19 protein-coding genes are annotated in these 26,779 nt (G+C 63.2%); 13 read left to right on the top strand and 6 right to left on the bottom strand.

The genetic code is table 11. The annotated features are described in order from the left end of the window. The first annotated feature begins 5 nt into the window (after window positions 1-5). Window positions 6-731 (top strand): hypothetical protein, encoded by a 726-nt coding sequence (locus tag LNV08_RS12890; RefSeq protein WP_263534120.1) that lies wholly within the window; start codon window positions 6-8, stop codon window positions 729-731. On the opposite strand, the gene LNV08_RS12885 is transcribed toward LNV08_RS12890, so the two are convergent. From LNV08_RS12885 to tkt, 3 genes are all read right to left on the bottom strand, one after another. Further along, a complete protein-coding gene (locus LNV08_RS12885; protein WP_263534119.1) occupies window positions 708-2,738 on the bottom strand; it encodes a S8 family peptidase in 2,031 nt (676 codons plus the stop codon). The genes LNV08_RS12890 and LNV08_RS12885 overlap by 24 nt on opposite strands. Before the next feature lie 197 nt (window positions 2,739-2,935). Further along, on the bottom strand, window positions 2,936-3,934 hold the full coding sequence (gene gap / locus LNV08_RS12880) for a type I glyceraldehyde-3-phosphate dehydrogenase (protein ID WP_263534118.1): 999 nt from the start codon (window positions 3,932-3,934) through the stop codon (window positions 2,936-2,938). 77 nt (window positions 3,935-4,011) lie between these two features. Further along, the gene (gene tkt / locus LNV08_RS12875; protein WP_263534117.1) at window positions 4,012-6,045 is read right to left on the bottom strand and encodes a transketolase; all 2,034 of its coding nucleotides are present in this window, start codon (window positions 6,043-6,045) and stop codon (window positions 4,012-4,014) included. Window positions 6,046-6,263: 218 nt separating this feature from the next. On the opposite strand from tkt, the gene LNV08_RS12870 reads away from it, so the two are divergent. Then, window positions 6,264-6,899: a hemerythrin domain-containing protein gene (locus LNV08_RS12870; protein WP_263534116.1), complete on the top strand. Its 636-nt coding sequence runs from the start codon at window positions 6,264-6,266 to the stop codon at window positions 6,897-6,899. Between the two features lie 28 nt (window positions 6,900-6,927). On the opposite strand, the gene LNV08_RS12865 is transcribed toward LNV08_RS12870, so the two are convergent. Continuing rightward, a complete protein-coding gene (locus LNV08_RS12865; RefSeq protein ID WP_263534115.1) occupies window positions 6,928-7,572 on the bottom strand; it encodes a PEP-CTERM sorting domain-containing protein in 645 nt (214 codons plus the stop codon). Window positions 7,573-7,818: 246 nt separating this feature from the next. Here LNV08_RS12865 and LNV08_RS12860 point away from each other — a divergent pair, with 246 nt between their 5' ends. The 11 genes from LNV08_RS12860 to murU all read left to right on the top strand — a co-directional run bounded on the left by LNV08_RS12860 (window position 7,819) and on the right by murU (window position 22,477). Then, a complete protein-coding gene (locus LNV08_RS12860; protein WP_263534114.1) occupies window positions 7,819-8,268 on the top strand; it encodes a copper chaperone PCu(A)C in 450 nt (149 codons plus the stop codon). Window positions 8,269-8,440: 172 nt separating this feature from the next. Continuing rightward, on the top strand, window positions 8,441-10,696 hold the full coding sequence (locus LNV08_RS12855) for a hypothetical protein (protein WP_263534113.1): 2,256 nt from the start codon (window positions 8,441-8,443) through the stop codon (window positions 10,694-10,696). 185 nt (window positions 10,697-10,881) lie between these two features. Continuing rightward, complete coding sequence (locus LNV08_RS12850) at window positions 10,882-11,745, top strand: peptidylprolyl isomerase (protein WP_263534112.1); 864 nt, start codon at window positions 10,882-10,884, stop codon at window positions 11,743-11,745. Then, window positions 11,742-12,728, top strand: coding sequence for a HupE/UreJ family protein (locus tag LNV08_RS12845; protein WP_263534111.1), 987 nt, complete (start codon window positions 11,742-11,744; stop codon window positions 12,726-12,728). Before LNV08_RS12850 ends, LNV08_RS12845 begins: the two co-directional genes overlap by 4 nt. Before the next feature lie 47 nt (window positions 12,729-12,775). After that, a complete protein-coding gene (locus LNV08_RS12840) occupies window positions 12,776-13,405 on the top strand; it encodes a 2OG-Fe(II) oxygenase family protein (protein ID WP_263534110.1) in 630 nt (209 codons plus the stop codon). 1 nt (window position 13,406) lies between these two features. Continuing rightward, window positions 13,407-16,070: an MnmC family methyltransferase gene (locus LNV08_RS12835; RefSeq protein WP_263534109.1), complete on the top strand. Its 2,664-nt coding sequence runs from the start codon at window positions 13,407-13,409 to the stop codon at window positions 16,068-16,070. A 196-nt stretch (window positions 16,071-16,266) separates the two neighbouring features. After that, entirely contained in the window at window positions 16,267-17,835 is a 1,569-nt protein-coding gene (locus LNV08_RS12830) for an HD domain-containing phosphohydrolase (RefSeq protein WP_263534108.1), read from the top strand. A 23-nt stretch (window positions 17,836-17,858) separates the two neighbouring features. Further along, on the top strand, window positions 17,859-20,012 hold the full coding sequence (locus tag LNV08_RS12825) for an ATP-binding protein (RefSeq protein WP_263534107.1): 2,154 nt from the start codon (window positions 17,859-17,861) through the stop codon (window positions 20,010-20,012). A 106-nt stretch (window positions 20,013-20,118) separates the two neighbouring features. Continuing rightward, complete coding sequence (locus tag LNV08_RS12820) at window positions 20,119-21,282, top strand: porin (protein ID WP_263534106.1); 1,164 nt, start codon at window positions 20,119-20,121, stop codon at window positions 21,280-21,282. Between the two features lie 16 nt (window positions 21,283-21,298). Further along, entirely contained in the window at window positions 21,299-21,715 is a 417-nt protein-coding gene (locus LNV08_RS12815; RefSeq protein WP_263534105.1) for a hypothetical protein, read from the top strand. Window positions 21,716-21,781: 66 nt separating this feature from the next. Next, window positions 21,782-22,477, top strand: coding sequence for an N-acetylmuramate alpha-1-phosphate uridylyltransferase MurU (murU, locus tag LNV08_RS12810; protein ID WP_263534104.1), 696 nt, complete (start codon window positions 21,782-21,784; stop codon window positions 22,475-22,477). Here murU and LNV08_RS12805 read toward each other — a convergent pair. Together LNV08_RS12805 and LNV08_RS12800 are read right to left on the bottom strand one after the other, a co-directional pair. Further along, on the bottom strand, window positions 22,415-25,612 hold the full coding sequence (locus LNV08_RS12805) for a diguanylate cyclase domain-containing protein (RefSeq protein WP_263534103.1): 3,198 nt from the start codon (window positions 25,610-25,612) through the stop codon (window positions 22,415-22,417). The genes murU and LNV08_RS12805 overlap by 63 nt on opposite strands. A 136-nt stretch (window positions 25,613-25,748) precedes the next feature. Next, window positions 25,749-26,729, bottom strand: coding sequence for a potassium channel beta subunit family protein (locus tag LNV08_RS12800; RefSeq protein ID WP_263534102.1), 981 nt, complete (start codon window positions 26,727-26,729; stop codon window positions 25,749-25,751). Window positions 26,730-26,779 lie beyond the last annotated feature (50 nt).

Raw genomic sequence — 26,779 nt, 5'->3', positions numbered from 1 at the left:
CCCTGATGCTGCGCGCCCTGGTCCTGCTCTTGATCGTGTTGAACGGACTGTTTTTCGCCTGGACCCGGGGCTGGCTGGACGGCGCAACAGGCATCAAGGCAAGCGGCGACCGTGAGCCTCAGCGTATCTCCGCCCAGGTGCACCCCGAGCTCATCACGCTGCTCAGCCCGCAGGCCGCAGCCGCGCTACAGACCCGCAGCTGCCTGGAGTTAGGGCCCTTGAATGGCGACGCCGCGCTGGCCGAGGCGCAGGCCGTGTTGCAGCGCGCCGGCTTGACGGCCAGCGACTGGCAGGCGCAGACCAGCGAGCTGCCTGGTGTGTGGGCGCTGGCGACGATTCGCCTGCCCTCCAAGGACTTCCAGGCTCGCAAGGAAGAAACCTATAAGAAGATGAAAATCGGCTTTGAATACCTGAGTGGCCCGCCCGAAGAGCTGCCCACCATGGTGCTGAGCCGCCACGCCAGCGACAAGGCAGCTCTTGCCGCGCTCGATGCTTTGACGCAGCGGCAGTTGAAGGGCCTGCGGGTGATGCAGCTGCAAGCACCGCAGCAGCGCCACAAGCTGATCGTCCCCAAGGCTGACAGCAGCCAGGCCGCCAAGCTGCTGGGCCTGGCTAAGGAGCCCGCCTTGCATGGGGGCTTCAGGGCTTGTTCGGCGCCTACCGCGGCAAGCGCTGCATCAGCTGCGGCTGCGGCTTCGGCGCCCGCCTCAGGCGCCGCCAGTTCGCCTTGAATTCGCAGCGCTCGGACGGCGCAAAAGCCAGGTCGAGAAGCCCAGCAGCGCGACCCACAGGCCGCTGAAAGCCCCGCCACCGCCGCCGCCACCACTTTCGGCCACCGGCACCGGGGCCGCCGCGATCGCAAAGCTGCGTGAGACCGGTGCAGCCGCTTCATAACTGCTGTCACCCGCCTGAGTGGCCGTCACCGTGCAGGTGCCTACCGCCACCAAGCTCACCGTGCTGCCGCTGACCGTGCAGGTCGCCGGCGTGCCCGAGGCGAAGGCCAGCGCCAGGCCCGAGCTGGCACTGCCCACCAAGGCAACAGCGCCACCGCCCAGCACCTGGTCGGCCGGCGCGCTGAAGCTGATGGTTTGGGCCGACTTGAAGGCCGAAGCTGCGGCCAGCGCGGACGCTGCATCCAGCATGCCGGCGCCACAGGTGCTGGTGGTGCAGTAACACTCTAACTGCTCGGATGAGGTCGGCGCGGCACATTGCGCGGTTCCTGCCGTGGCGCCGGTGGCGACAAAGGGGCGGGCTGTCTTTTGCAAAATCGACAGAACCTCGTTTGCCTTCAACGCGGGCTTGGCCGACAGCATCAAAGCCACCGTGCCGGACACAATCGGCGCCGAGAAACTGGTGCCTACCGAGGCCGAGTTGTTCGTATAGGCCGCGTCGGCCGCAACGGGGCTCGTAGCGCCGCTATTGGTGGTGCTGAGCATGGGGAACAAGCAAGCACCGGTCAGGTTGACGCAGTTGCCGCCCGGCGCAGCAATGGACACCTCGGGCCCAAGGCTGGAAAAACCGACCTTGCTGCCGACATGGCGCAGGCCGGTGACGGCAATCACGCCCGGGCAATTGCCGGGCAAGCCAACCGCCAAGCCCGCGCTGTTGCCGGCCGCTACGACGATGGTGGCGCCGGCGGCGATGACTTGGTTGATGGTGTCGCGGTACAGACCTCCGGTGCCGCTCGTGTCACAGCTGCCCGTGCCACCCAGACTCAGGTTCAAGACCTTGGCCGGGTTCGGATTGGTCGGCAAGCCTGACACCGCGATGCCGGCCGCCCATTTCATCCCGGCCATGATGTCGGAGTCATAGCCGCCGCATTTACCCAGCACGCGCACGGGCAAGAGCTTGACACCCCAGGCCACGCCGGCGATGCCCAGGCCGTTATTGCTGGTCGCTGCGATCAAGCCGGCCACTCTTGTGCCATGCCAGCTGCTGTTACCGATGTCGGTGGCATCACAGCCCGCACCGAGCGCACCGCTGTTGATGTCGGCCTGGGTCACATAGTCGCCGGGGTCGGAGGCGTCGCTGTCGCGCACCGCGTCGCCGTCGCCTGCGGTCGCCGCGTTGTTGATCATGTCGTAGCCGCCCACGAACTGGCCGGCCAAGTCGGGGTGATCCTTGCGCACGCCGGTATCCAGGACAGCCACCACGACGGAGTTGTTGCCGGTCGTGATGTTCCAGGCGGCCGGAGCGTTGATGCTGGAGACCGCCTCACCGGGCACGCTGCTGGGCGCCTTCAAGTACCACTGACCATTGGCCGAGCCATTGCCTGCCGTCGGCGCGACGCCGCCAAAGCCGGCGTAGAGCGGATCATTGGGCGCCACCGCGCTGTGCCGCCGGCGCTGATCAACGACCACCATCTCGACCTCGCTGTCTTGCGCCAAGCGCTTGGCCAAGGTGGCCGAGTCTATGCCCTTGGCCGTGAACACATGGGTGCGCTCATCCAGGCTGCGATGGGCTCCCAGGCGCACCACGCCCTTGTTGACGCCGGTGCGCATGCCTAAAGCGGTGGCGCGGGTTTGCGCAATGTCTTGGGCCGAAATTCGGCCTTCCTTGGCCGACATGATCTTGGCGCGCACGCTGGGCGCAGCGGCCTTGAAGCGCACGATGACACGGGCATTGTCCAGTTTGACCGGCGCAGCCTCGCTGCTCGCCGCGAGCGCGGAGGGCAGGCTTTGCGCTCCACCCACCAGCAGCGACGACAAGATGGCAAGAGCAAGAATGGGGGACTTCATGACCGGACAACTCCAAACGAGAGGCGCCGTCCGCGCGGCGCAAGACCAAGCAGTTTAGACGGTGGCTTGGCGGCCCATGCGTAAAGAAGGGCAATTGCCGCCCCTCAGTTTGTGTCAAACCGGACATAAAAAAGCCTTGCTTGTTGACCAAGCAAGGCTTTACAAGAAAGACGCGAGATTGACTCGACGCTTTAGCTTTACTTCGCGATCACACGCACCATCTCGAGCACCTTGTTCGAGTAGCCCCACTCGTTGTCATACCAGGCCACCAGCTTGACAAAGGTGCTGTCCAGCGCGATGCCGGCATCGGCGTCGAAGATCGAGGTGCGGGCGTCGCCGCGGAAGTCGGTCGCCACGACTTTTTCTTCGGTGTAGCCCAGCACGCCCTTCAGAGCGCCTTCAGATTGCGCCTTGAACTCGGCGCAGATTTCCTTGTAGCTGGCTTCGCTATTGAGCTCAACCGTCAAGTCCACCACCGACACGTCGGAGGTTGGCACGCGGAAGCTCATGCCGGTCAACTTCTTGTTCAGCTCAGGGATCACCACGCCGACGGCCTTGGCGGCGCCAGTGCTCGAAGGAATGATGTTTTCCAGAATGCCGCGGCCGCCGCGCCAGTCTTTATTGCTCGGGCCGTCGACGGTCTTTTGCGTCGCGGTGGCCGCGTGCACGGTCGTCATCAGGCCGCGCTTGATGCCCCATTTGTCGTTCAAGACCTTGGCCAAAGGTGCCAGGCAGTTGGTCGTGCACGAAGCGTTGGAGATGATGGCTTGGCCGGCATAGGTCTGGTGATTGACGCCGAACACGAACATCGGCGTGTCGTCTTTCGACGGTGCCGAGAACACCACCTTCTTGGCGCCCGCTGCCAGATGCTTTTCGCCCGAAGCCTTGTCGAGGAAGAGGCCGGTCGCCTCGATCACGATGTCGGCGCCGACTTCGTTCCACTTCAGCGCGGACGGGTCACGCTCTTGCGTCAGGCGGATGGTCTTGCCGTTGACGATCAGGTTCTGGCCGTCGACCGAGACTTCGCCGTCGAACTTGCCGTGCACGCTGTCGTACTTCAGCATGTAAGCCAGATAGTCGGGCTCCAGCAGGTCGTTGATGCCGACAACTTCAATTTCCTTGAAGTTCGCGATGGCCGCGCGGAACACCATACGGCCGATGCGGCCGAAGCCGTTGATACCAATCTTGATCGTCATTTGAGAGTCTCCAAAAAAACAATTGCAAAACCGCAGAAAAAAGGGGTGCTGAGGGCACCCCTTCGTCATTCACCCAATTACTTCTTCTTGCCCAGCGCAACCTTGACGGTGGCGGCGACATTCTCCGGCGTGAAGCCGAAATGCTTGAACAGCACCGGTGCCGGGGCCGATTCGCCGTAGGTGTCGATACCGATGACGGCCGCGCAGCCGTATTTCCACCAACCATCGCTAACGCCCATCTCCACCGCCACGCGCGGCAGACCTTCGGGCAGCACAGACTTCTTGTACTTGACGTCTTGGCGGTCGAACACGCTGGTCGAAGGCATGGACACGACGCGCACGCCAATGCCGTCCAGCGCCAACAACTCTTGCGCACGCATGGCCAACTGCACTTCCGAGCCGGTCGCGATGATCACCGCTTGAGCTTTGCTCTTGATGCCGACCGAAGCAGGCTCGGCCAAGACATAAGCGCCCTTGCTGATTTCGTCCAGCGCCTTCTTAGGCGCATAAGGCAGGTTCTGGCGGCTCAGCGCCAGCACGCTTGGGCGGCTGGCGTTGCCCAGCGCCATGGTCCAGGCGACCGCTGTTTCGGCCGTGTCGGCCGGGCGCCAGACGTCCAGACCGGGGATCAATCGCAAGCTGGCCACATGTTCGATCGACTGATGCGTCGGGCCGTCTTCGCCCAGGCCGATCGAGTCATGCGTGAACACGTGAATAACGCGCAGCTTCATCAGCGCGGCCATGCGAATGGCGTTGCGGCTGTAGTCGCTGAAGGTCAGGAAGGTGCCGCCATAAGGGATGTAGCCACCATGCAGGGCGATGCCGTTCATGATCGCGGCCATACCGAATTCGCGCACGCCGTAATTGATGTGGCGGCCGCCATTGCTGCTGCCGTCGCCTTCCAGGCGGAAGGCGGTCGCGGCCTTGGTATTGGTCAGATTCGAGCCGGTCAGGTCGGCCGAGCCGCCGAGCATTTCGGGCACGGCGGCAGTAAAGGCTTCGAGCGCGATCTGGCTGGCCTTGCGGCTGGCGACGGTTTCGGCTTGCGTGTGAGCGGCGATCACCGCGTCAACGGCGGTCTGCGCGAAGTTGGCAGGCAAGTCGCCGGCCATGCGACGCTTGAACTCGGCCGCCAGCGCAGGGTGCGCCTTGGCGTAAGCGGCAAAGCGCTTGTCCCAGCCGGCTTGCAGCTTGGCGCCTTGGGCCTTGGCGTCCCAGCCGCTGTAGACCTCCTTGGGGATCACGAAAGGCGCATGCGCCCAGCCGATTGCCTCGCGGGTCAGCTTGATCTCGTCGCCACCGAGCGGCTCGCCATGCGCCTTGGCCGTGTTGGCGCGGTTAGGGCTGCCCTTGCCGATATGGGTCTTGGCGATCACCAGGGACGGCTTGTCGGTGCTGAGCTTGGCCTGGGCAATCGCGGCGTCGACGGCGTCGATGTCATGGCCGTCAACCGGACCGATCACGTTCCAGCCATAGGCCTCGAAACGCTGGGCGGTGTTGTCGGCAAACCAGGGTGCGACCTGGCCGTCGATCGAGATGCCGTTGTCGTCATAGATGGCGATCAGCTTGTTGAGCTTCCAGGCGCCGGCCAGCGAGCAAGCTTCGTGGCTGATGCCTTCCATCAGGCAGCCGTCGCCCATGAAAACATAGGTGTGGTGGTCGACCACCGCATGCTTGTCACGGTTGAATTCCTTGGCCAGCATCTTCTCGGCCAGCGCCAGGCCGACCGCATTGGTGATGCCCTGACCCAGCGGGCCGGTGGTCGTCTCGACGCCGGGCGTGATGCCGACTTCGGGGTGGCCGGGGGTCTTGCTGTGCAGCTGGCGGAAGTTCTTCAGCTCTTCAATGGACAGGTCGTAGCCGGTCAAGTGCAGCAGCGCATAGATCAGCATCGAGCCGTGGCCGTTGGACAGCACGAAGCGGTCACGGTCGGCCCATTGAGGGTTCGTTGGGTTGTGGCGCAGATGGCGGTTCCACAGCGCGACGGCGATATCGGCCATGCCCATGGGCGCGCCGGGGTGGCCGGAATTGGCTTGCTGCACGGCGTCCATGGCCAGTGCGCGAATGGCGTTGGCCATCAAAGTGGGGTTGCTTGCAGCGGTAGTTGCCATGGCTTGAGGAGCTTGAGGAGCTGGAGTTTCGAGGAGGGGTAACCCGGGATTTTACTAGGCCGGCGCGCGCCGCTCGCTTGAAGGCCGCAAGACTAAATCACAGCCCGTCTAAAACCATTGATCCAGAGCAAGCCCGGAGGCGCAATTCGTGACAAGCTGCCGCGAAATATTCGCAGCAGACAAAGCGCCAAATGGCGCGGATAGCGCTGGAGACAAGCATGACGACGAAGCCGCTGACGATCAAGGTTATTCAGGATGAACATCTGGCCTTGGGCGAGATGCTGCGTTCGGTACCGCTGCTGCTGGCCGACTGGCGCCACCGGCAAACCCTGCCCACGGCCAGCGACTTCGCGACCCTGCGGGCGATGCTTTTTTACATCGACGAATTCCCGGCGAAGCTGCATCACCCGAAAGAGACCGAGCTCTTGTTCCCCAAACTGCGCGCCCGCGCGCCGGAGATTCGCGGGGTACTGGACAGGTTGGACGAGGAGCATTTGCGCGGCGAACGCGCGATTCGTGATTTGGAACATGCGCTGCTCGCCTTCGAAATGATGGGGGAGCCGCGCCGGGCGCCCTTCGAGCAAATGACCGAGCGCTATATCCGCGCCTATTTGAACCATATGCAGATCGAAGAGCGCGAGATCCTGCCGCTGGCGCTCAAGATGCTGAGTGCCGAGGACTGGGCCGACCTGGATGAAGCCTTTGCCGCCAACCGCGACCCGCTGACCGGCCACGAGCCCGAGGAGCAATACCGGGCTTTGTTTCAAAAGGTCCAGTTCAGCTTGCCGCAATCGGTACAAGCAACGCAAAAAGGCGGCCGCACCGAGGAACCGGGCGACCGCCTTGCCATCTGACAGCCACTATGGGCTGCCGCTGTATTGATCAGCCGCGGCGGCGGCGTGTCAGGCCCAACAGCGCGAAGCCGCCGGCCAACATCATCAGCGAGGTGCTGGCTTCTGGCACGGCCGAGACGCTGGCGAAATTGTCAAAGCCGATGCCCTGGCCGGCGCTGCCGGTCAGATCGAAAGACTTGGCGGTGCCGCTGAACTTCAAGGTCACTTGCTTCCAGCTGTCGAAGCCGGCGTTTGCCGTCTTGTCCAACTTGAAGGTACCGAGCAAGTCGCCGGTGCCATTCAAGCCGGAATAGGCCTTGACGGCGCCGCTCACGTCAACATAGCTGGCGTAGAACAAAGACAGACCGTTCTGAACGCCGGCGGCGACGTTCATATAGGAGTTGGTGTGGGCACCGTTGGCATCAGTGTCGATGGCCTGGGCGATACCATCGGACGACGGTGCACCACTGTAGTAAGTGAAGTTGCCGTCATTGGACAAGCCCATCATGCCGAAAAACTCGACACCCAAATTGTCGCCGGTGGTGGCATCGGAGGCCTTGCCACCGCTGTAGAAACCATCGACAGAGACACCGTAGTCCCAGCTCTTTTCAAAGTCGACCACGAAGCTCGTGGCGCCTGCGAAGGCTGGGGCGGCTGCAAACAGGGCCAGAACGGCCAGGCGAGAAAGCTTCATGGGGATGATCCAAGTTGGGGAGGAAGGGAGGGAGAGACAGACAGTGAGTGGCCAACATAGCCACATTGCGCCGCCAGTCTATGCACGCAACACGACAACAGTGTGACCACGCCGCCCCTCTTGCGGCCGCCATTCGGATCAGGCAATGCGTGCGGCTAGCAAGGCCCAGAGCAACACTGTCATCGCCGCTTCATATGACAACCTTACGCTCTGCGCTTCTCGTCCCATACCCACAGGCCTCCCCCGATGACTCAGCATTTTGATCGCCGCTTTTTGTTGCGAGGCCTGATGGTCAGCGGCCTCGTCGCCTGCTTGCCATCGGCGCGTGCCTGCGAGTTTTTCTGCACCACCTTGCGCGTCACCCACCCTTGGACCCGCGTCTCCGCCGCGAACGCGACGACCGCTATCGTCAGCATGAAGTTCGATGAGGTCACCGACGACGATCGCCTGATCCACCTCGAAACGCCGGTCGCGGCCGGGGCTGAGCTGGGCGGTGTCGGTGTCGGTGCCAGCAAGCGGGAATTGAATTTCTTGATCCCGGCCGGCCAGGAAACCCTGCTCAGCGAAACCGGCACCTTCATCCGCTTGACCGGCCTGAAGCATCCGCTCGAGCTAGGACGCAGCTACCCCTTGACCCTGGTGTTCGAAAAAGGTGGTCGCATCGAAGCCGACCTCAGCGTCGACTACGAAAGCTAAACATTCACCGTAGGCCATCAGGCACGGGCAAACCGTCACGCCCAGGTCACCTGCGCTGCCTACGATCGCGCCGCATGCTGTCGCCCTGCCAAAAAACACCGGCAGATCCTTGACAGGCTTTTACCCCGCCCTTCCCTCCACCCCTCCCTCAGAACAATCAGGAGTTGCATCCATGAAATTCGGTTTCAGCAAGAGCCAGCTCGCCCTCGCGGCGCTCGCGGCCATCGCCATCGTTCCTAGCACTGCCAGCGCTGTCACTGCCGCCCCCGCCGGCAAAGCGGCCGGTCAATATGTCGCAGGTGACTTCCACAACCACACCACCTGCTCGGACGGCTCGATCTCGATGCAGAAGCTGGTCAAGAAGGTCACCGACAAAGCCGGCAATGGCGGCAACACGCCTTGGGGCCTGGACTGGTTTGTGCAAGCCGGCCATGGCGGCAACGGCAACCGCAACTGCACATTGGTCGAAGATGCAACATTGAGCACACCGGCCTACCCATACGTTGCCGACACGGGTCCGTCAACGACCTGGGCCAATAGCATCGGCAAGGCCGCGATTAAGGGCGATAACGGCGGCCCAACCGGCAACGGCAATATGTGGCGCTGGCAGTCGATTCAGGAGTTCCAGTACCCGCTGATCGAGTACCTGGCAACTTCCAAAGGCCTGCCCTTGTTCATCGGCATGGAGTCGGTTGTGGCCGGCCATGAGCACGCCTCGATGAGCATCATCACCGGCCAGATGCCAGCCTCGCTGGATAGCGCCACCATGCCAACAACACCAGGCTACACCGCCTTGGGCAATGCCAACGCGCTGTCGCAATGGTCGTATTGCTTTGACCGCAATGACACCGACAAGAGCCGCGGCAATGTGACCAGCTCGGCCATCGGCAACAACTGGAATTGCTCGGTTGGAGGCAGCAACAGCTCCGGCGACCTCAGCTGGAACGCCACAGCCCAAAAGCTGATGCCCGCCGGCGGCACCGGCAACGGCACCAAGGGTCACCTGAAGACCGTGGAAGCCATCAAGTGGATGGCCCAGAACCACGCCAACGGCAGCTACTATGTACCTGCCCACTTGGAGCGCGCCGGCCCCTTCTACGCCGACGGCAACCAAGGCTTCAACGTCGAGCATCTGCGCAACTTCAACAATGCCGGCCCGGCTATCGCCTTCGGCTTTGAGACCCAGCCAGGCCACGGCGCTTCGTCCAACCGCGGTGAGTACCAAGTCAAGCGCAACAACTTCGGCGGCCAGCTGGTTGACTCGGTTGGCGGTACCACCTACGGCGGCACCGGCGTCTACGGCGCTCAAGTCGGCGGCGTGTGGGACGCCTTGCTGGGCGAAGGCCGCAACTTCTGGTTCTTCGCTTCGTCCGACTGGCATAACCGCGGCGTCTTCGGCCCGGATGACCGCCGCTCGACGCAAGACTTCTACCCCGGCGAATATCAGCGCAACTACACCCTGGTGCGCAACGGCGCCGACAAGCTGCGTCCACAAACGATTGTTGACGGCTTGCGCAGCGGCAACAACTTTGCATCCAGCGGCCAGCTGATCGACCGCCTGGCCTTCGTGGCCTGCGCCTCCTACGCCGGCCCTGCCGCACGCAGCAATGCAGCGGTGGAAGCACTGGCCGTGGCCGCAGCAACCAATAACAAGGACGTTGATGCCAGCGGCTGCGCCACCATGGGCGAAAAGCTGGTGGTTCGCCCTGGCGCCGAAATCATTGTGTCGGTGGTGGTGCGTGATCCAGAAGGCGAAAACTACTCGCCTTACAGCTTCCCTAACCCCTCATTGGCGCAGATCGGCGTCAGCCAGCCCTTGAACAAGCCGGTGCTGGATCACATCGACCTAGTACGTGGCCTGGTGACTGGCTACAAGACGCCTGGTGCTGCCGATTACGCTGGCGAATGGCCGCGCAACACCAATTGGTTGAAGGCCGACGGCACGACTGCCGACCTGTCCGTGGTGCCTGCTGCCGCCAAGAACACCAGCGCCGCAGTGATCAAGACCTTCAATGGCGCTGGCGCTACGCCTTGGGTGGCCTTCGCCTCGGGCGTCGACAACAGCAAGTTCCTGAAGATGACTTACCGCATCCCCGCAGTCTCGGCATCCCAGTATGTGCGTCTGCGCGGCAGCAATCTGCCGGCCGGCGTGCCTTTTGAAACCGACGCCAATGGCAACCCGCTGGCTGACGTTTACACCAACGCCGGCGACACTAGCCGCCTGACCATCGCTTGCAAGACAGCGCACAGCGCAGGCAACCAGTTCGACGGTTGCCCGGATCACCTGGCCACGGCCACTGGCGCCTCGCCCATCGCCGGCCAGAAGGCCGTGTCCTATGACGTCGCCGCTTGGTCCGATCTGTGGTTCTACAGCAACCCGATCTATGTGCAAGTGAACGGCTCCACCGTGGTGGCCGGCGTCAAGTAATCCATTACTGACAAGCCTCGCTTGAAGGGCGCCATGCGGCAAGGCATGGCGCCCTTTTTACTTGGCTCAGGGCGCAGCGAAGCCACAAGGCATCGTCTTCATCCTGACATGCTGACGTCATAAGATCTTTGGATTTGCTGCCAAACGGCTCATCCTCCCGCACGCTGAGCCAAACTTTGACCCCCATGTCCACATCACAAACCACCCCATCGCTCGCCAGCCTTGCGAACAGCTCAGCCGGCCAAGCTCGCTCGGCATGGCTGCGCGAGCCCCTGCTGCATTTCCTGCTGTTGGGCGCCCTGTTGTTTGCAGCCGACCACTATTTGGTCGGCCGCGCCGATGACCCGCGCAACATCGTTGTCGGAGCCGAGGTCGATGCCGAGGCCAAACAAATTTTCAGCGCAGCGCGCGGACGCGAACCCAATGCCGAGGAGCTCAAGGCGCTGCGCCAGGTCTGGCTGGACAACGAAGTGCTCTACCGTGAAGGCCTGGCGCTGCAGGTCGACCGCGGCGATACGGCCATCCGCGAGCGGGTGATCTTCAAAGCACTCAGCGTGGTGGACGCCAACACCAAGCTGCCACCGGTGTCCGAGCAGGTCTTGCGCGACTGGTTCGAAAAGAACCGCGTCAAATACGACGAGCCGGCCCGCTTTGACTTCCAGGAAGCCGCGCTCGCGGGCGACAACTCAGAGGCCACCGTGCGGGCTTTCGTCGCTGAATTGAATGCCGGCGCAGCGGGCGATGCAAAAGCCGGCCTGCGCGTCTTCAAAGGCCGGCCACAAAGCAATCTGGAGCAGAGCTACGGCGCGGACTTCGCCAAGACCTTTGCGGCCATCGCGCCGGGTGAATGGCATGCGCTGCAAACCCGCGATGGCTGGCGCGCGATGCGACTCGACGCGCTCAGCAAGCCCCAGCCCGCCGCATTCGAGGCGCTGCGCACGGTCATACAGCAAGACTGGACCGACGCCACCCTGTCCGAACAGCGCAGCGCTGCGGTGCGCGCGCTGACGCAGAAGTACAAAGTCAAATTCGAGGCCAGCAAGCCATGATGCAGCGCCTGTGCAAGCTGCTGCTGGGCGGCCTGGCGCTCCCAGCACTTTTGGCCCTCTCGGCACTTCTGGCCTTGTTGCCGGGCGCGGCTCAAGCGCATGAAATGAGCATGGCCGAGATGCAGCTGCGCGAGATGGCGCGCGGCGAGTTCTTCTGGCAATGGACGGCCAGCGAGAAGCGCGCCCCGGCCGATGTCTTGCAGCCGGTCTGGCCCGAGGCCTGCCAGGTCGAGAGCAATGTGCTGCACTGCGGCGCCGCCGGCTTGAGCGGGCGCATGGCGATGGACGGTGTGGGTCAGGCCTATTCGGCGGTAATGGTCAAGGTCTTCTGGCTCGATGGCCAGACCCGCGTCTACACCCTGACCGCCGGCCAACCCAGCGTGCAGCTCTTCGGCTCGGCCGATGACCAACGCGGCATGGGCGAGATCGCCCGTGCCTACACCTTGCTGGGTGTTGAACACATCCTGGCCGGCATCGATCACCTGCTGTTCGTGATCGCCATGCTGATGTTGGTGGGCTTCAATCGCCGCCTGATCTGGACCATCAGCGCCTTCACGCTCGCCCACAGCCTGACCTTGGCCAGCAGCGCCGTAGGTTGGCTGGTATTGCGCCCGCCGCCGGTGGAAGCGGCGATTGCGCTGTCCATCGTGCTGGTCGCGGCCGAGGCCTTGCACTCGCGCCAGACGATTGCGCGGCGCTGGCCGGCGCTGGTGGCCTTTTTGTTCGGCCTGGTGCACGGCCTGGGTTTTGCCGGCGCACTGAAAGAAATCGGCCTGCCCGACCAGCATTTGCTCATCGCGCTGCTAACGTTCAATCTCGGCGTTGAGATCGGGCAGTTGATGACGGTCGCTGCGGCCTATGTTTTGTGGCGCCTGACGGCTCGCTGGGCTTGGGCCGCCAAAGCGCGAACCGTGCTGCTGTACATGATAGGCGCCATGGCTGCTTATTGGTCTTTGCTGCGCATCACCACGATCTTTGCATGATCCTTTGCCGTCTGACCCTTGCTGCCTGATCCCTTTGACCTCCGACCATGTCCAGCTCCGAAATCATCCCCCTTTTCCCCACGCCTTTTTTGCGCGCGCCGGGCGCCTTGCCGCCCGCCTTGGTGAACGCCTTGGTCCAGCATTTCAGCCAGCAAGCGCAGCAAGAAAACAATGCCTCCACGAATCTCTCCCACACCCGCATGCTCAAGCCCAGCGAAAGCCCCTTGCTGGTCGACGCGGCTGCCTTGATAACGCCCAAATTGAGCGAATTCGGCGCACTGATGTTCGGCGAGCAAATGGGCTGGTCGCTGAAGGAAATGTGGGTCAATGTGCTGGACCAGGGCGGTCGCCAGGCCATGCACAACCATGCCAACAGCTTTATCTCCGGCGTGGTCTATCTGACGCCGACGCACGAGTCCTCACGCACCGTCTTCATGAAGTCGCCGGGCGGCACCGATTTTTCCTTCAAGAACGACCATGCCGGCGTCACCACCGGGCCTTTCAATGCCGAGAAGTGGATCAGCCCCAATCCGGCGGCCGGTGATCTGGTGCTGTTCCCCAGCTATCTGATGCATGCGGTGCCGCCTAACGAAGGCGAGCGACGCATCACTCTGGCCTTCAATGCGATTCCCGCCAGGCTCGATTCCTGGGGCTATCAAGTCAGCTTCAGCGGCTGAAATGAGGGCGATCAAACGAGGTGAAGGCGCCGCCCTGGCCCTGATGCTGGCCTCGGGCTTTGCGGGCCTGGGCTACCAAATCGTCTGGACGCAGCAGGCCGGGCTCTGGCTGGGCCATGAATCGGCTGCCGTGCTGGCGGTGATCGCGGCGTTTTTTGGGGGCTTATCGCTGGGCGCCTTAGGGCTGGGTGCCCGCATCGAACGCTCGCTCCATCCACTGCGCTGGTATGCGGCGATGGAGCTGATCATCGCCGCTTGGGGCGTCGCGCTGATCCTACTGATGGCGCCGGCCAGCGCCGCGCTGCTGACGCTGACCGGCGCGCGGCCCAGCCCGGCCTGGCAATGGACGATCGCCTTCGCTGGCAGCTTCATCTTGCTGCTGCCGGCCACCGTCGCCATGGGGGCCACCTTGCCGGCGCTGGAGCGCGTGATGGCGCAGTGGCGCAGCGCCGGCAGGTCGATCGCCACGCTCTATGCCAGCAACACGGCCGGCGCTGTCTTGGGCGTGCTGGCCAGCGCCTTCTGGCTCATTCCCACGCTGGGCTTAAGCAGCACGGCCGTTTTGTGCGTCTTGCTCAATCTGCTGTGCGCGGCCGGCGCCATGCTGCTGCTGCGCGGCCCCGCATTGGCCCGCGCCGACCTTGCATCAAACGACTCACCGGCCGGTCAAGGCTCCCTGCTGATGCGCCTAGCCCTGACCGGCCTGCTGGGCATAGGCTATGAAGTGATGGTGGTGCGCTTGCTCAGCCAGGTTACCGAGGACACGGTCTATACCTTTGCCATGCTGCTGGCGGTTTACCTGATCGGCACCGCAGCAGGGGCAGTGCTCTGGCAGATGTGGCAGCGCCGACTGCGCCCCGAAGGAAGCGGCGCAGGGCTCACCGATCGCTTGCTCGCGGCCCTGGCGCTGGCCTGCCTCTTGGGCGCCGCCAGCCTGTGGGCGGCCGAAGGGCTGCGCGCCATGCTGCTGAGCGCCTTTGGGCCCGGCATGGCGGCGGCGATGGCCGTCGAAGCCGCCTTGGCCGTGGCCGCGTTTGCCTTGCCGACGCTGGTGATGGGTGCGCTGTTCAGCCAACTCTGCGCGCAAGCCGCCCAGGCGGGCTTGAGCTTCGGCCGCGCGATTGGTTTCAACACCTTGGGCGCCGCGCTTGCTCCGCTCTTGTTCGGCGTGCTGCTGACGCCGCTGCTGGGCATCAAGTGGGCCTTGCTATTGATTCCGCTGGGCTATCTGGCGCTGATTCAAAGCAAGGCTTGGCTGCGCCCGATCACGCTGATGCCCGCAGCCGCCTGCTTGGCGCTGGCGCTGCTGACGCCGCCGCTGGCCTTTATCGAGGTGCCCGAAGGCGGGCGCATCGTCAGCTACCAAGAGGGCGCGATGGCCGCCGTCAGCGTGGTCGAAGACGCGCAGGGCGTATCACGCCTGCGCATCAACAACCGCCAGCAAGAAGGCAGCAGCTCCAGCCTCTGGTTCGATGCCCGCCAAGCCTTGCTGCCACTCTTGCTGCACCCTGCCCCCAAGCAGTCCTTGTTCCTGGGCTTAGGGACAGGCATGACGGCCGCATCGGCCGCGCAAGACCCGACGCTGCGTGTCGATGCGGTGGAACTGCTGCCCGAGGTGATCAGCGCATCGGGACATTTCACCCAAACCCTCAACGAGGGCCAGCCACAGGCCAATCTGCAACTCATTGCCGCCGATGCACGGCGTTATGTCAGAGCCGCAGCGACGCACTATGACGTCATCATCTCGGACAACTTCCACCCGGCGCGCAGCGGCTCGGGCTCGCTCTACACGGTCGAGCATTTTCAGGCGGTGCGTGCAAGGCTGGCCCCTGGCGGCCTGTTCTGCCAATGGCTGCCGCTGCATCAGCTGGACCTGGCGAGCCTGCGCAGCATCGTGCAGGCCTTTTTGATCGCCAACCCCGCAGCGAGCGCCATCCTGGCCAACAACAGCCTGGAGACACCGGTGCTCGGCTTGATTGGCCGCCAAACTGATGGCACCGGCGGCTTCACCAGCCTGGCGGCGGCGCGTGCGCGGCTGGACGCGGCCGCCTTCAAGCGGCCACCGGCGCAATTCGGCATCGAGGACGAATTTGCACTCTTGGGCAGCTTTGTCGCCGGGCCGGCGGCCCTGAAAGCCTTTGCGGGCGATGTGGCGGCCAATACCGACGACCATCCGGTCGTCGCGCACTTGGCGCCGCGCATCACCTACGCGCCCGACTCGGCGCCGCGGGAGCGGCTGCTGGACCTGCTGTCGGCTCTGAGCATTGAACCCGCAGACTTGCTGAGCGCCCACAAGGGCTCCGACACCGACACCGACAGCGACAGCACCGCCCGCCTGAGCGCCTATTGGCAGGCGCGCCGTCAGTTCATCGAGGCCGGGCGCCATATTCAGCCCAGCAGCGATCTGCGCGCGATGCTGGCTCAGGTTGAGCAGCCCTTGTTCAAAGTCTTGCAGCTCAGCCCGGACTTCCGCCCAGCCTATGACCCGCTGTTGCGCATGGCCCAGGCAATGGCCGGCAGCGACCCTGTCAAGGCGCAGCAGCTCTTGAGGAAGCTGCAGCGCGTGCAACCGGCGCGCCAGGAAGCGGGCGAGCTTTTGCTGGGCATGGGCGCAAACGGTGAGGTGGCGCAGCGACCGGCTCTCAAGCAAGCTAGCCGCCCCTGATTCGCAGGCAAGGCCGCTTTGCGAGGGTTGGCGACGGTTGGCGCGATGTTTTTCTTGCCGATGTCGTGCGTTTGCTCACGCAGCCCATGTGCTGCACTTGCGCACTTGCAAGCAAATGCGATCAAGCTAGAGTCCAGCATTGCGGTCGGCCCGGCGGCGTTCGTTGACGCCGCTGCCGGTCAAGGAGCCACAGGCCATGAGCGAAGAACTTGCCACCGTCTCGGAGCCCGCAGCAGACGCCACAGCAGCAGTTGCGCCAGCTGCCGCCATTGCCACGATCTTGTTCGTCGACGATGAACCCTCCATCCTGAGCGCCTTGCGGCGCCTGTTTCGCCCGCAAGGCTACAAGGTCTTGATGGCCGAAGGCGGGGCGGCCGGCTTGGCGCTGCTGGAGCTGGAGTCGGTCGATCTGGTCGTGTCGGATATGCGCATGCCCGAGATGGACGGCGTGCAGTTTCTGGAACAGGTGCGCCAACGCTGGCCGGCAGTCGTGCGGGTGATGCTGACCGGCTATGCCGACATCAGCTCCACCATAGGTGCCATCAACCGCGGAGAGATCCACCGCTATATCGCCAAGCCCTGGGACGATCAGGACATCTTGCTGTCGGTCAGCGACGGCCTGACCCGCAGCCGGCTGGAGCGTGAAAACCGCCAATTGGTCCAGCTGACCCAGGAACAAAACCTGCAGCTGCAATCGGTCAACGGCCAGCTGAACGAGGCCAATACCCAGCTGCAAGAGGTCAATGGCCAGTTGCAAACCGCCAATCAACAGCTGCACGGCGTCAATGAAGAGTTGGAGCTGCGCGTCAAGGCACGCACGCAGGAGCTCGAAGCATCCAACGGCCAACTGGCCGACGCCAATGTGCAGCTCGGCGCCGCCAATGCGCAGATGGAAAAAGCCAACCAGCAGCTGAACGCGGCCAATCTGCAATTGGAAGAAAACTTCGCGCTCTCGATCAGCGTGTTTGCCGGCCTGCTGGAGCTGCGCGATGGCAGCGTCGCCGGCCATGGCCACCGGGTGGCCACGCTGGCCCGGCGCATGGCCGAGCAAATGGATCTGAGCGCCGTCGAAGTGACCGACATCTACAACGCCGGTCTGCTGCATGAGGTCGGCAAGATCGGCCTGCCCGACCATCTTTTGCAAAAGACCGTGTCGCTGATGACAGGCGACGAGTTCGAGCAATACAAGCTGCACCCGCAACATGCACAAGCAGCACTGATGCCTCTGGGCCGGCTGCGCCAGACGGCCGTGATCATCCGTGCCCAGCATGAACGGGTCGACGGCAAGGGCTTCCCCGACGGGCTGCAAGGCCTGGAGCTGCCGCTGGGCGCCCAAATCATCCAGGTGGCGGCCACTTTTGAGTCGCTGATCAGCGGGCGCTTGGCGGAGAAGGTCTACTCGACCGAGGATGCAGCCACAGCCATTCGCGAAGGCCTGGGTACCCGCCAAGAGGCGGCGGTGCAAGAAGCCTTCGACACCGTCTTGCAAGAAATGGCGGCCGAGGCCGGCGCGGACATGGAAGTGCCGTCCGATCAGCTGAAAGCGGGCATGGTGCTGAGCCGGCCTGTGCTGAGCCCGCATGGCAATGTCTTGCTGCCCGCAGCCTTCCGCTTCACGCCACCGGTGATCAAACAGGTGCTGGATTTTGAGCAGCGGCTGGGGCAGCCCTTCAGCTTCTTCGTCAAGAAGCCGCAGGACGCGAAGTCGGCCAGCGCGAGCAAAAAGCCTGCTCAAACCGCCCCGGTCGCTAGCGCAGCAGCCTAAGCACATATCGCCAGGGACACAGCATGCAAGCGCATCACACGCCAGACGTCAGCAGCGCCACATCCAAGCTTGCCGCGTTTGGCGCGCCACGGACCAGAGAGCTCGATGACCTTCAGCGACAGGCGCTGGATGCGGTCAGCGCGCCTTTGCTGGTGCATGGCGGCGGCCTGATCATCTACGCCAACCCGGCCATGTTGCGCCTCTTGGGTTATGACCTAGAGCAGCTGCAAAGCCTGCCGCATTACGCCTGGGCCAATGACGCGGACGTCGAAAACCTGAAGGCTTATGGTGAGCGCTGCTTGCAGCAAGAAGATGCCTTGCCGACGCTGGAATGCGAGGCCATGACCGCCACCGGCGCGGTGCGTTTTTTGGAAATCACCGCGCGCGGCCTGGTCACGGCGCAGGGCAAGCTGGTGCTGCTGAGCTGCCAGGATTTGAGCGATATGCGCCATGTGCAGATGAGCTTGCTGGAGGTCGGGCAGGTGATGCATCAGATCCTGGAAAACAACCCGGTGCCGACCTTTGTGATCGACAAAAACCACCGCATCACGCATTGGAATGGGGCATGCGCCCAGTTGACCGGCGTGGCGGCCTCCGACGTGGTGGGCAGCACCGAAGCCTGGAAGCCCTTCTACGCTGAAGCGCGCCCGCTCTTGGTGGACCTGATCGTTGAAGGTTCGGTGGCCGAAGCCCGCGAACGCCTCTACGGCGATAATTTGCGCGCCTCCAGCCTGGTGCTGCGCGCCTATGAAACCGAGGACTTCTTCCCCCAATTCGGCGAGGCCGGGCGCTGGATCTTCTGTACCGCAGCGCCGCTCTACGATATGCAGGGCAAGGTGGTCGGCGCGATTGCCACGCTGCTCGACGTGACCGAGCGCCATCTGGCCGAAGAACAATTGCGCCAGCATCAGGCCGAGTTGGAGCGCACGGTGGTGGAGCGTACAGCCGAGCTCTCACGCAGCCACCGCGAACTGGCCGCTTTCATGGAGAACGCCTCCGTCGGCATCCTCTACAGCAGCCGCCACAAAATCATCCGCAGCAACAAAAAGTTCGCCGAGATTTTCGAGCTCGACGCCAGTGACCCCGCCGAGTTGCTGGCCACGCAATTCTTCAGCAGCCCGCAGGCCTACCAGGAGCTGCTGACGATTGCCGCGCCGGTGTTGAGCAAGGGGCAGTCGCTGATCCATGAGATGGAAATGCTGACCGCCAGCGGCAACCGCATCTGGGTGCAGCTGATTGCCTATCCGGCCAACCCGGCCGATCTGCATTCGGGCGTCTGGTGGCTGCTGCAGGACCGCAGCGAGGTGACGCGCGCGCAACGCGAGTTGGTCAACAACTACCGCGACATCAAGCAAGCCCATGCCCGGCTGGAAGAAGCGCAGAACCAGTTGCTGCAGTCCGAGAAGATGGCCTCGATCGGGCAGTTGGCCGCCGGTGTCGCGCATGAGATCAACAACCCCGTGGGTTTCGTCAGCTCCAATCTCGGCACGCTGCGCCGCTATGTCGAACCCTTGCTGCAGTTGGTGACGCTCTACAGCGGCATGGACTTTTCTGCGCAGCCGGCCGCGCGGCTGGCCCAAATCAAGGCCCTGGCCGAGCAGGCAGATCTGGAGTTCATCCACGAGGACTTGCCGCAGTTGCTCAAGGAAAGCGACGAAGGCCTGAGCCGGGTCAAGAAGATCGTGCAGGACTTGAAGGACTTCTCGCGCGTCGACCAGGCCGACTGGCAAGAGGCCGACCTGAACCAAGGCCTGGCCTCCACGCTCAATGTCGTGCGCCACGAAATCAAATACCAGGCCGAGGTCACATGCAACTTCGGCCGCCTGCCCTTGGTGCGCTGCCTGGCCGGCCAGCTCAACCAAGTCTTCATGAACCTGATCATCAACGCGGCGCACGCGATCGCACAGCGCGGCGAGATCAAGCTCAGCACCGAACAGGTCGATGATCACGTCTGCGTCAGCGTGCAAGACAATGGCTGCGGCATGAGCGCCGAGGTCCAGCGGCGTATCTTCGACCCCTTCTTCACCACCAAGCCGGTCGGCCAAGGCACGGGCCTGGGCCTGTCCTTGAGCTTTTCCATCGTCAAAAAGCATGGTGGCCGCATCGAGCTGATTTCCAGCCCCGGCGCGGGCAGCTGCTTCAAGGTCTGGCTGCCGGTGCGCGGGCCGAATGCTTGAGGCAAAAACGGCCAGACAAACCGTTCAAGAAATCACGCTCCGGGCCGATACCGTCCTACGAGCGCCATTGTTGGGATGGCGCCTGCCCACCACGAAAGGACGGAAGATGAGAAAACTTCACGCTGTCAAACTGCCAAAAATCGGTTCCGCCATTGCCCTGCTGTTCGCGGCCGGCTCGGCGTCAGCGATTGACTACAGCTATTCCGGCTTCGCCAATGTGACCGCCGGACGCGTCTTCAGCGGCGGCGGACTGAACATCGGCTACCCCAACCCAGACACCTGGTCCAAATGCCCGTCCTGCTATGTGGCCGACTTCTCGCATGGCTCGGTCTATGAAACCAGCTGGACCTTGAAACCAGAGTCGCGAGCCGGCCTGCAAGGCACGGTGAACTTCACTTCCGACTTCTCCTTCACCGGCCAGTTGATGGCGCGCCACGCCGCCGAGAAGGCCAAGCTGGATATTGAATGGGCTTTTCTGAGCTACAACCTGAGCCCTAAATTCACGCTGCAGGCCGGTCGCAAGCGCTTGCCGCTGTTCTATTACTCGGACTTCCAGGACGTCAGCTTTGCCTACAACTGGGTGCGTGTACCGCCCGATGTGTACGGCTGGGCGGTCGTCAACTACAACGGCGCCAACATCACCTACCGCGATGACATTGCCGGCTGGGCGGTCAAGTCCAATGCCTACGCGGGCCAGGAACACTCCAAAGACAACCCGATCGGCAAGCTGGAGCGCCCCGAGCGCCAAGACATCAGCTGGGACAATATGATGGGCATTGACTTGGAGCTCAATCGCGACTGGTTCACCGCGCGCTTCTCCTACAACAAGTCCAAACAGCGCTCGGTCGCCTGGCTGCCCGAAGGCAAGGTACAGACCTCGCCGGACCCGGCTGTTTACGGTGAGTCTTCGCCGCAGACCTTTAGCTCGGCGGCCTTCAATATTGACCTCGACAACTGGGTCGGCCGCAGCGAGTTTTCGCGCGTCACCCGCACCCCAGCGCGCGGCAGCTACCGCGGCTACATGATCGGTGGCGGCTACCGCATCGGCAATTTCTTGCCCATGCTCACCATCAGTCAATTGAAGGCCTTCAGCTCAGGTGATGCGTCTAAACATGTCGAGACCGACAGCAATATCGGCGTCACGCTGCGCTATCAATTGAACGACAGCAGCAGCCTAAAGCTTCAAGTCGACCGCAGCCGCTGGGACTTTTTGGACGGCACCGACAGCTACCGCAAGTTGGTGACCGTCTCCTACGACATGATCTTCTGAAGCTGGAGCAAAGATCATGTTATTCAAACATCAAGTATTCAGCCTGGTCTTGTTGGCCGGCGCGGCGCCGCTCGCGGCGGCCGATGTGGCCGTGATCGTCCACCCCAGCAATGCCGCCACCATCGACGAAGAGCAAATCACCAAGATTTTCCTCGGCCAAACCAAGACCTTCTCCGGTGGTGCCGAAGCCACGCCGGTGGACATCAAGGACAGCCCGGTGCGCGAAGAGTTCGGCAACAAGGTTTTGAAGAAGAACCCCTCGCAGCTGAAGGCGCTGTGGGCAAGGCAGATCTTCACCGGTGGCGCCAAACCACCGCGTGAACTGGCCAGCGACGAAGAGGTCATCAAGTTCGTCGCCAGCACGCCGGGTGCGATCGGCTATGTCGATGCCGGCAAGGCCAATGCCACGGTCAAGGTGGTGACCAAGCGCTAAGGCCGAGCAATATGCGCGGCCCCGCATATGTCGGGCCGCGCAGTGGATGCTCTAGACTCGCGCCCCATGCGAGCCATCATCCTCGCGGCCGGGCGCGGTGAGCGCATGCGGCCGCTCACCGACATCACCCCCAAGCCGCTGCTGTGCGTGCGCGGCGGTAAACCCTTGATCGAATTCCACATCGAGGCGCTGGCCGCCGCCGGCGTGCAAGACATCATCGTCAACACCGCCTGGCTGAGCGAGCAGTTTCCGGCCACCTTGGGTGACGGCACACGCTTTGGCGTTCGTCTGCATTTCAGCGACGAATCAGCCGAGCCGGTCGGCGCGCTGGAGACGGCCGGCGGCATTGCCCGGGCGTTGCCGCTGTTATGTGCCGAGGGCGATGAGGCCTTCTGGGTTGTCGCCGGTGATGTGTTCTTGCCGGACTTTCATTTCCCTCCCAAAGCCGCCGAGCAATTCTTGCAACGCGATCTGGATGCACTGCTCTGGCTGACGCACAACAGCCCTCACCACCCCAACGGTGACTTCGGCATCAGCGCCGAGGGCCTGGGCTTGAGCGACACTGCCTCACAGCGCTACACCTGGGCCAGCGTCGGACTGTTCCGCAGCCGCATGTTTAAGACCATTCAGCCCGGAGCCAAGGCAGCCTTGCGCCCGTATCTAGAGGATGCGATTCGGCACCACAAGCTGGGGGCCGAGTTACTGAGCGGCCGCTGGGTCGATGTGGGTACCGTCGAGCGCTTGAACAACTTGCAAAGCTGAGCCGACCAGTTCCAACTCGCCACTGGCCAGCCAGTCGGCCATGGGCTGGCGTGACCTCTCGGTCAAGCACTGCTCCGAGGCGCCGGGGGCGCTGAGCACGCCGCACCAGCCCTTGCGGCCGGCGCGCTTGACGGCCAACAGCGCCGCATCGGCAAGATTGACGGTGGTGTTCCAGTCCAACGCCCGCGCCGCCCGAGGCGCCAGAGGGAAACAGGCAAAACCGAGCGAGCAGGTCTTGCTCAAATAGCTGCCGTCATCCAACTTGAAGGGCTGATCGGCGATTGCCCGGCAGGCTCGCTCGGCCAGTTCAGCGGCATGCAGGCGCGAAGTCTCGCGCGCAACGATCAAAAACTCTTCGCCGCCCCAACGCACCAGGTAGTCGCTGTCACGGAACACTTGCTGCAGGCGACCGCGAATTTGCCGCAAGACTGCGTCGCCGGCGGCATGGCCAAGCTCATCGTTGATTTGCTTGAAATGGTCAATGTCGACCAGGAAGAAGATCAGGTCGCCATCCTCCAAGGCTGCGCCCTGCCTGGGCGTTTCATGGCGGCGCAAAGTCAAGGCGACATCGGATTCGATCTGCTGCGCCAGAAAACGCCGATTGCGCAGACCCGTCAAGGGGTCGGTCAGGCTGGATGCCTCCAGCTCTGCCGTGCGCTCGCGCACCTTGTTTTCCAACCAGACTTGACGCCGGCGCAAGAGTCGCGTGCGCGAACGCACCAAGGCCCCAATCGCAGCGGCCAACAGCGCCAGCAGCGCGACGCGAAACCACCATTGCTGCCACCAGGTGGGCAAGACCGTCACTGGAATAGCCAATTCCTGCTCGCTGGCGACGCCGCTGCGGTTGTGCGCACGCACCCGCAAGACATAGTCGCCGGGACTCAGATTGCTGTAACTGGCCACGCGCAGGTCGGCGCCGGTCTCTATCCAGTCCGGATCAAAGCCCTCTAACTTATAGGCATAGCGGCTGCGGCCCGGGTTGCTGTAGTCCAGCGCCGCAAACTCCAGACTGAAGCTGCGTTGCTGCGGGCTCAGGCGCAAACCGTCCTGCAACTGCCCCGCTTGCTGGCGCTCGCCATTGATGCGCAGCTCAGAGACCACGAGCGGCGGAGCATGGTTCGAGCGATCAAATTGATCCGGCGAAACCACCGCGATGCCTTTGCTACCGCCGAACAGGAAGCGCCCGTCCAAGGCCTTGGCATAAGAGTAGAACCAGGGGGTGCCGATGTCGAGACCATCGGTAGGAGTCAGCTCGTCCAAGCTATCGGTGGCCGGGTCATAGACATTCATCTGGGTCCAGATGCGACCACGCCCGTCTTCCAGCAAGTTCGCGCCGAAGGGCCGATTGACAATGCCATGGCGCTCGCTGATGCGCTCAAAGCTGGCTTGTTTGCCGTCCCAGGCCTTCATACGGTGCAGGCCGGCCACGGCGGTGTCCACCCACAAGGTCTGCTTGCTGTCGAACAAAAGGCCGAGTACGACCGGGTTGGCCAACTCAGCGCCGGCCGGCGAAGTGACTCGCTGCAACTCCACGCTGCCCGCCGCCAGCCGGAACAAGCCACGCATGCTGCCGACCCAAATGGCCTGATCCGGCGCCTCGGTCATCACATGTATTTCACCCGTTAGGGCTTGGCCGCCAGGCCGCGCCAAACGCTGCACTTTGGCGGCCCCAGGCCGCAAGACATGCAGGCCATCGTCTGCCCCGATCCATAAGGCGCCGTCGCTGCCGGCCATCAATCGCCGAGTCTTGCCGGCATCCAGATGCAAGCAGAGCAGCTGCCGATATTGCGCATCAAATTGATAAAGCAAGCCTTCCGCACCCAACCATGTTTTTCCATCGGGCATCTGGGCCATCGCGGTGATGCGCGCAGCCTCCAGCAACGCGGCGGGCGAGAGTGCGGCGGACTCTTTGAGTTGGCTCGAGCACGCCATCAGCTGTGGCCGCAGCCCGCCAATCACACGCAGCCCAGTGTCAAACCGCGCCACTTGCCCATCATGGCCGGCGGCCAGAAATTCGCCATCCTTCAATGGCAAGAGGCTGCGCACATCGGCTTTCTTAAGATCTGCTGCAGGCCCGCCCACGAGGCCGACAGCAGTGCCGGCGCCGCGCACCCAAATGCTGTGATTGTTTGGGTTGTGGCGCTGCAAGCCCATGCCAAAGCCTCCCGCCCACACCCAGCCGGCGCGGTCGACCAGCAAATTCACCACTTCGTCGCCGGCTAAACCGGCCGGCTTGCGCGGGTCATGCCGCAAGGTTTGCTGCAAGCGCTGCGAGCGCAGGTCGTGCACATCAATGCCACCCGCATGGCCAACCCAGATCTGGCCGCTCGTCGCTTCGATCAAGCTATTGATTTCTCCACGCCCGGCTGTCGACCCGCCCGCACTTTGCTCATCATTGTCAAGCAGCTTGCCCTGACCGGTTTGCGGGTCCATCACAGCCAAGCTGCCACGCTGTGTACCGGCCCAGATTTGCCCATTGGACGCTTGCAGCAGCGCTTGCACGCGTTGCCCGACCAAGCCTCGCAGCACTGGCTCAAAGCGCTGGCTCGCCCTGTCAAAACGGCTCAACCCCGACCAAGTCCCGACCCACAGCGTGCCTTGCCCGTCGACCAGCAGCGATTGCACCCGTGCATCGTCCAAGCTGCCGGCAGCGGCGCTGTGCCGGAAGTGGCTGAAAGTTTGCGTGCGGGGGTCAAAGCGATACAGGCCGCCGCCGAGCGTGCCAAGCCAGATCGAGCCATCAACATCCTCGGCCAAGGCCCGGATGGTCGGCAAGGGCGCCAACTTTTCCACCGAGTTCGCGCTCGCCTCATGCACTTCATGCTCAAAGCGAAAGCTGCTGACCTGCTCGGTCAAGGGGTCATAAACCGCCAAACCATCGGTCTCGGTGCCTATCCACAAGCGCCCGTCCCGGGCCGGCAGCAGTGCGCGCAGCCAACCCAGATTGCGAACTGTGGCGATCTTGCTGGCGCGCTCCTGAGGACGAAAGCGATAGCCGTCATAACGCACCAAGCCGTCGCCGGTGCCGACCCAGATAAAGCCCGCCCGGTCTTGTGCCAGCGACGCCACCACGCCGCGCGGGATGGCGTCGACCCCCACCGACTCAAAGCGCGGCTCGGCCAAGGGCTCGATCAACGCGAAGGAAGGCAGCGCCGCAATTGTCAGCAGAAGTAAGGTACTAAATCGACGAAGCCAAATCATTTCTCACTATGACATGAGTGGGTGACGGCTTCGCCCCCAAGAAACCCGCCGCTTGACTTGGGTCAATAGATTATTTGGCCAAAGGCAAGGTGATCGCGTCGATGCGTGCCAGCACCTCGGGCGTCAGCTTCGGCGTCAAGGCCAGTGCGCCGAGATTGTCTTGCAGCTGCGCAAATTTGCTGGCGCCCAGAATAACGGTCGAGACGCGCGGATTGTGATTGGCCCAGGCGATCGCAAGCTGCGCGACATTGCCACCCAAATCGGCGGCCACGGCGGCCAGCTGCGTCACTGCGGCATTCTTGGCCTTGTCGGTCAGGCCTTCGACCATCCAACTCATATTGTCGAGCGCGCCGCGGCTGCCGGCCGGCACACCGTCCTTGTACTTGCCGGTCAACAGCCCCGAGGCCAATGGGCTCCAGGTGGTCAGGCCCAGGCCAAGGTCCTCATACAGCCGGGCATATTCCTGCTCGACCTTGCTGCGGTGGAAGAGGTTGTACTGCGGCTGTTCCATCACCGGCTTGTGCAGGTGGTGGCGCTCGGCAATCTCCCAGGCGGCACGGATATCGCTGGCCGACCATTCGCTAGTGCCCCAATAAAGCGCCTTGCCTTGCGTGATCATGTCGCTCATCGCGCGCACGGTTTCTTCGATCGGCGTGTGCGGGTCGGGGCGGTGGCAATAGACCAGGTCGATGAAATCGAGCTGCAGGCGCTTCAAGGACCCGTCAATCGCCTGCATCAGGTATTTGCGGTTCAGCGTGTCCTTGCGGTTGACGGGATTGCCCTCGCCACCCAAACCCCAGTAAAACTTGGTCGAGACGATGTAATTCAGGCGCGGCCATTTCAGCGCCTTGAAAGCCTCGCCCATGACAATTTCGCTCTGACCCAGGGCATAGACCTCGGCGTTGTCGAAGAAGTTGACGCCAGCGTCAAAGGCGGCGGCCAACATCTCGGCAGCCGCCTTGGTGTCGACTTGCTTGTGATAGGTGACCCAGGAGCCCAAAGAGAGTTCGGAGACTTGCAGGCCGCTGCGGCCCAAACGACGGTATTGCATGGGGTACTTTCGGATGTGGACAAAGCTGATCGCCGTAGCGTACAGCAGGC

Source organism: Paucibacter sp. TC2R-5 (assembly GCF_025717605.1).
In the GTDB taxonomy this organism is placed as follows: domain Bacteria; phylum Pseudomonadota; class Gammaproteobacteria; order Burkholderiales; family Burkholderiaceae_C; genus Paucibacter_A; species Paucibacter_A albus.
Note: the sequence above shows the minus strand (reverse complement) of the source record. Positions and strands in the feature narration are given on the sequence as shown.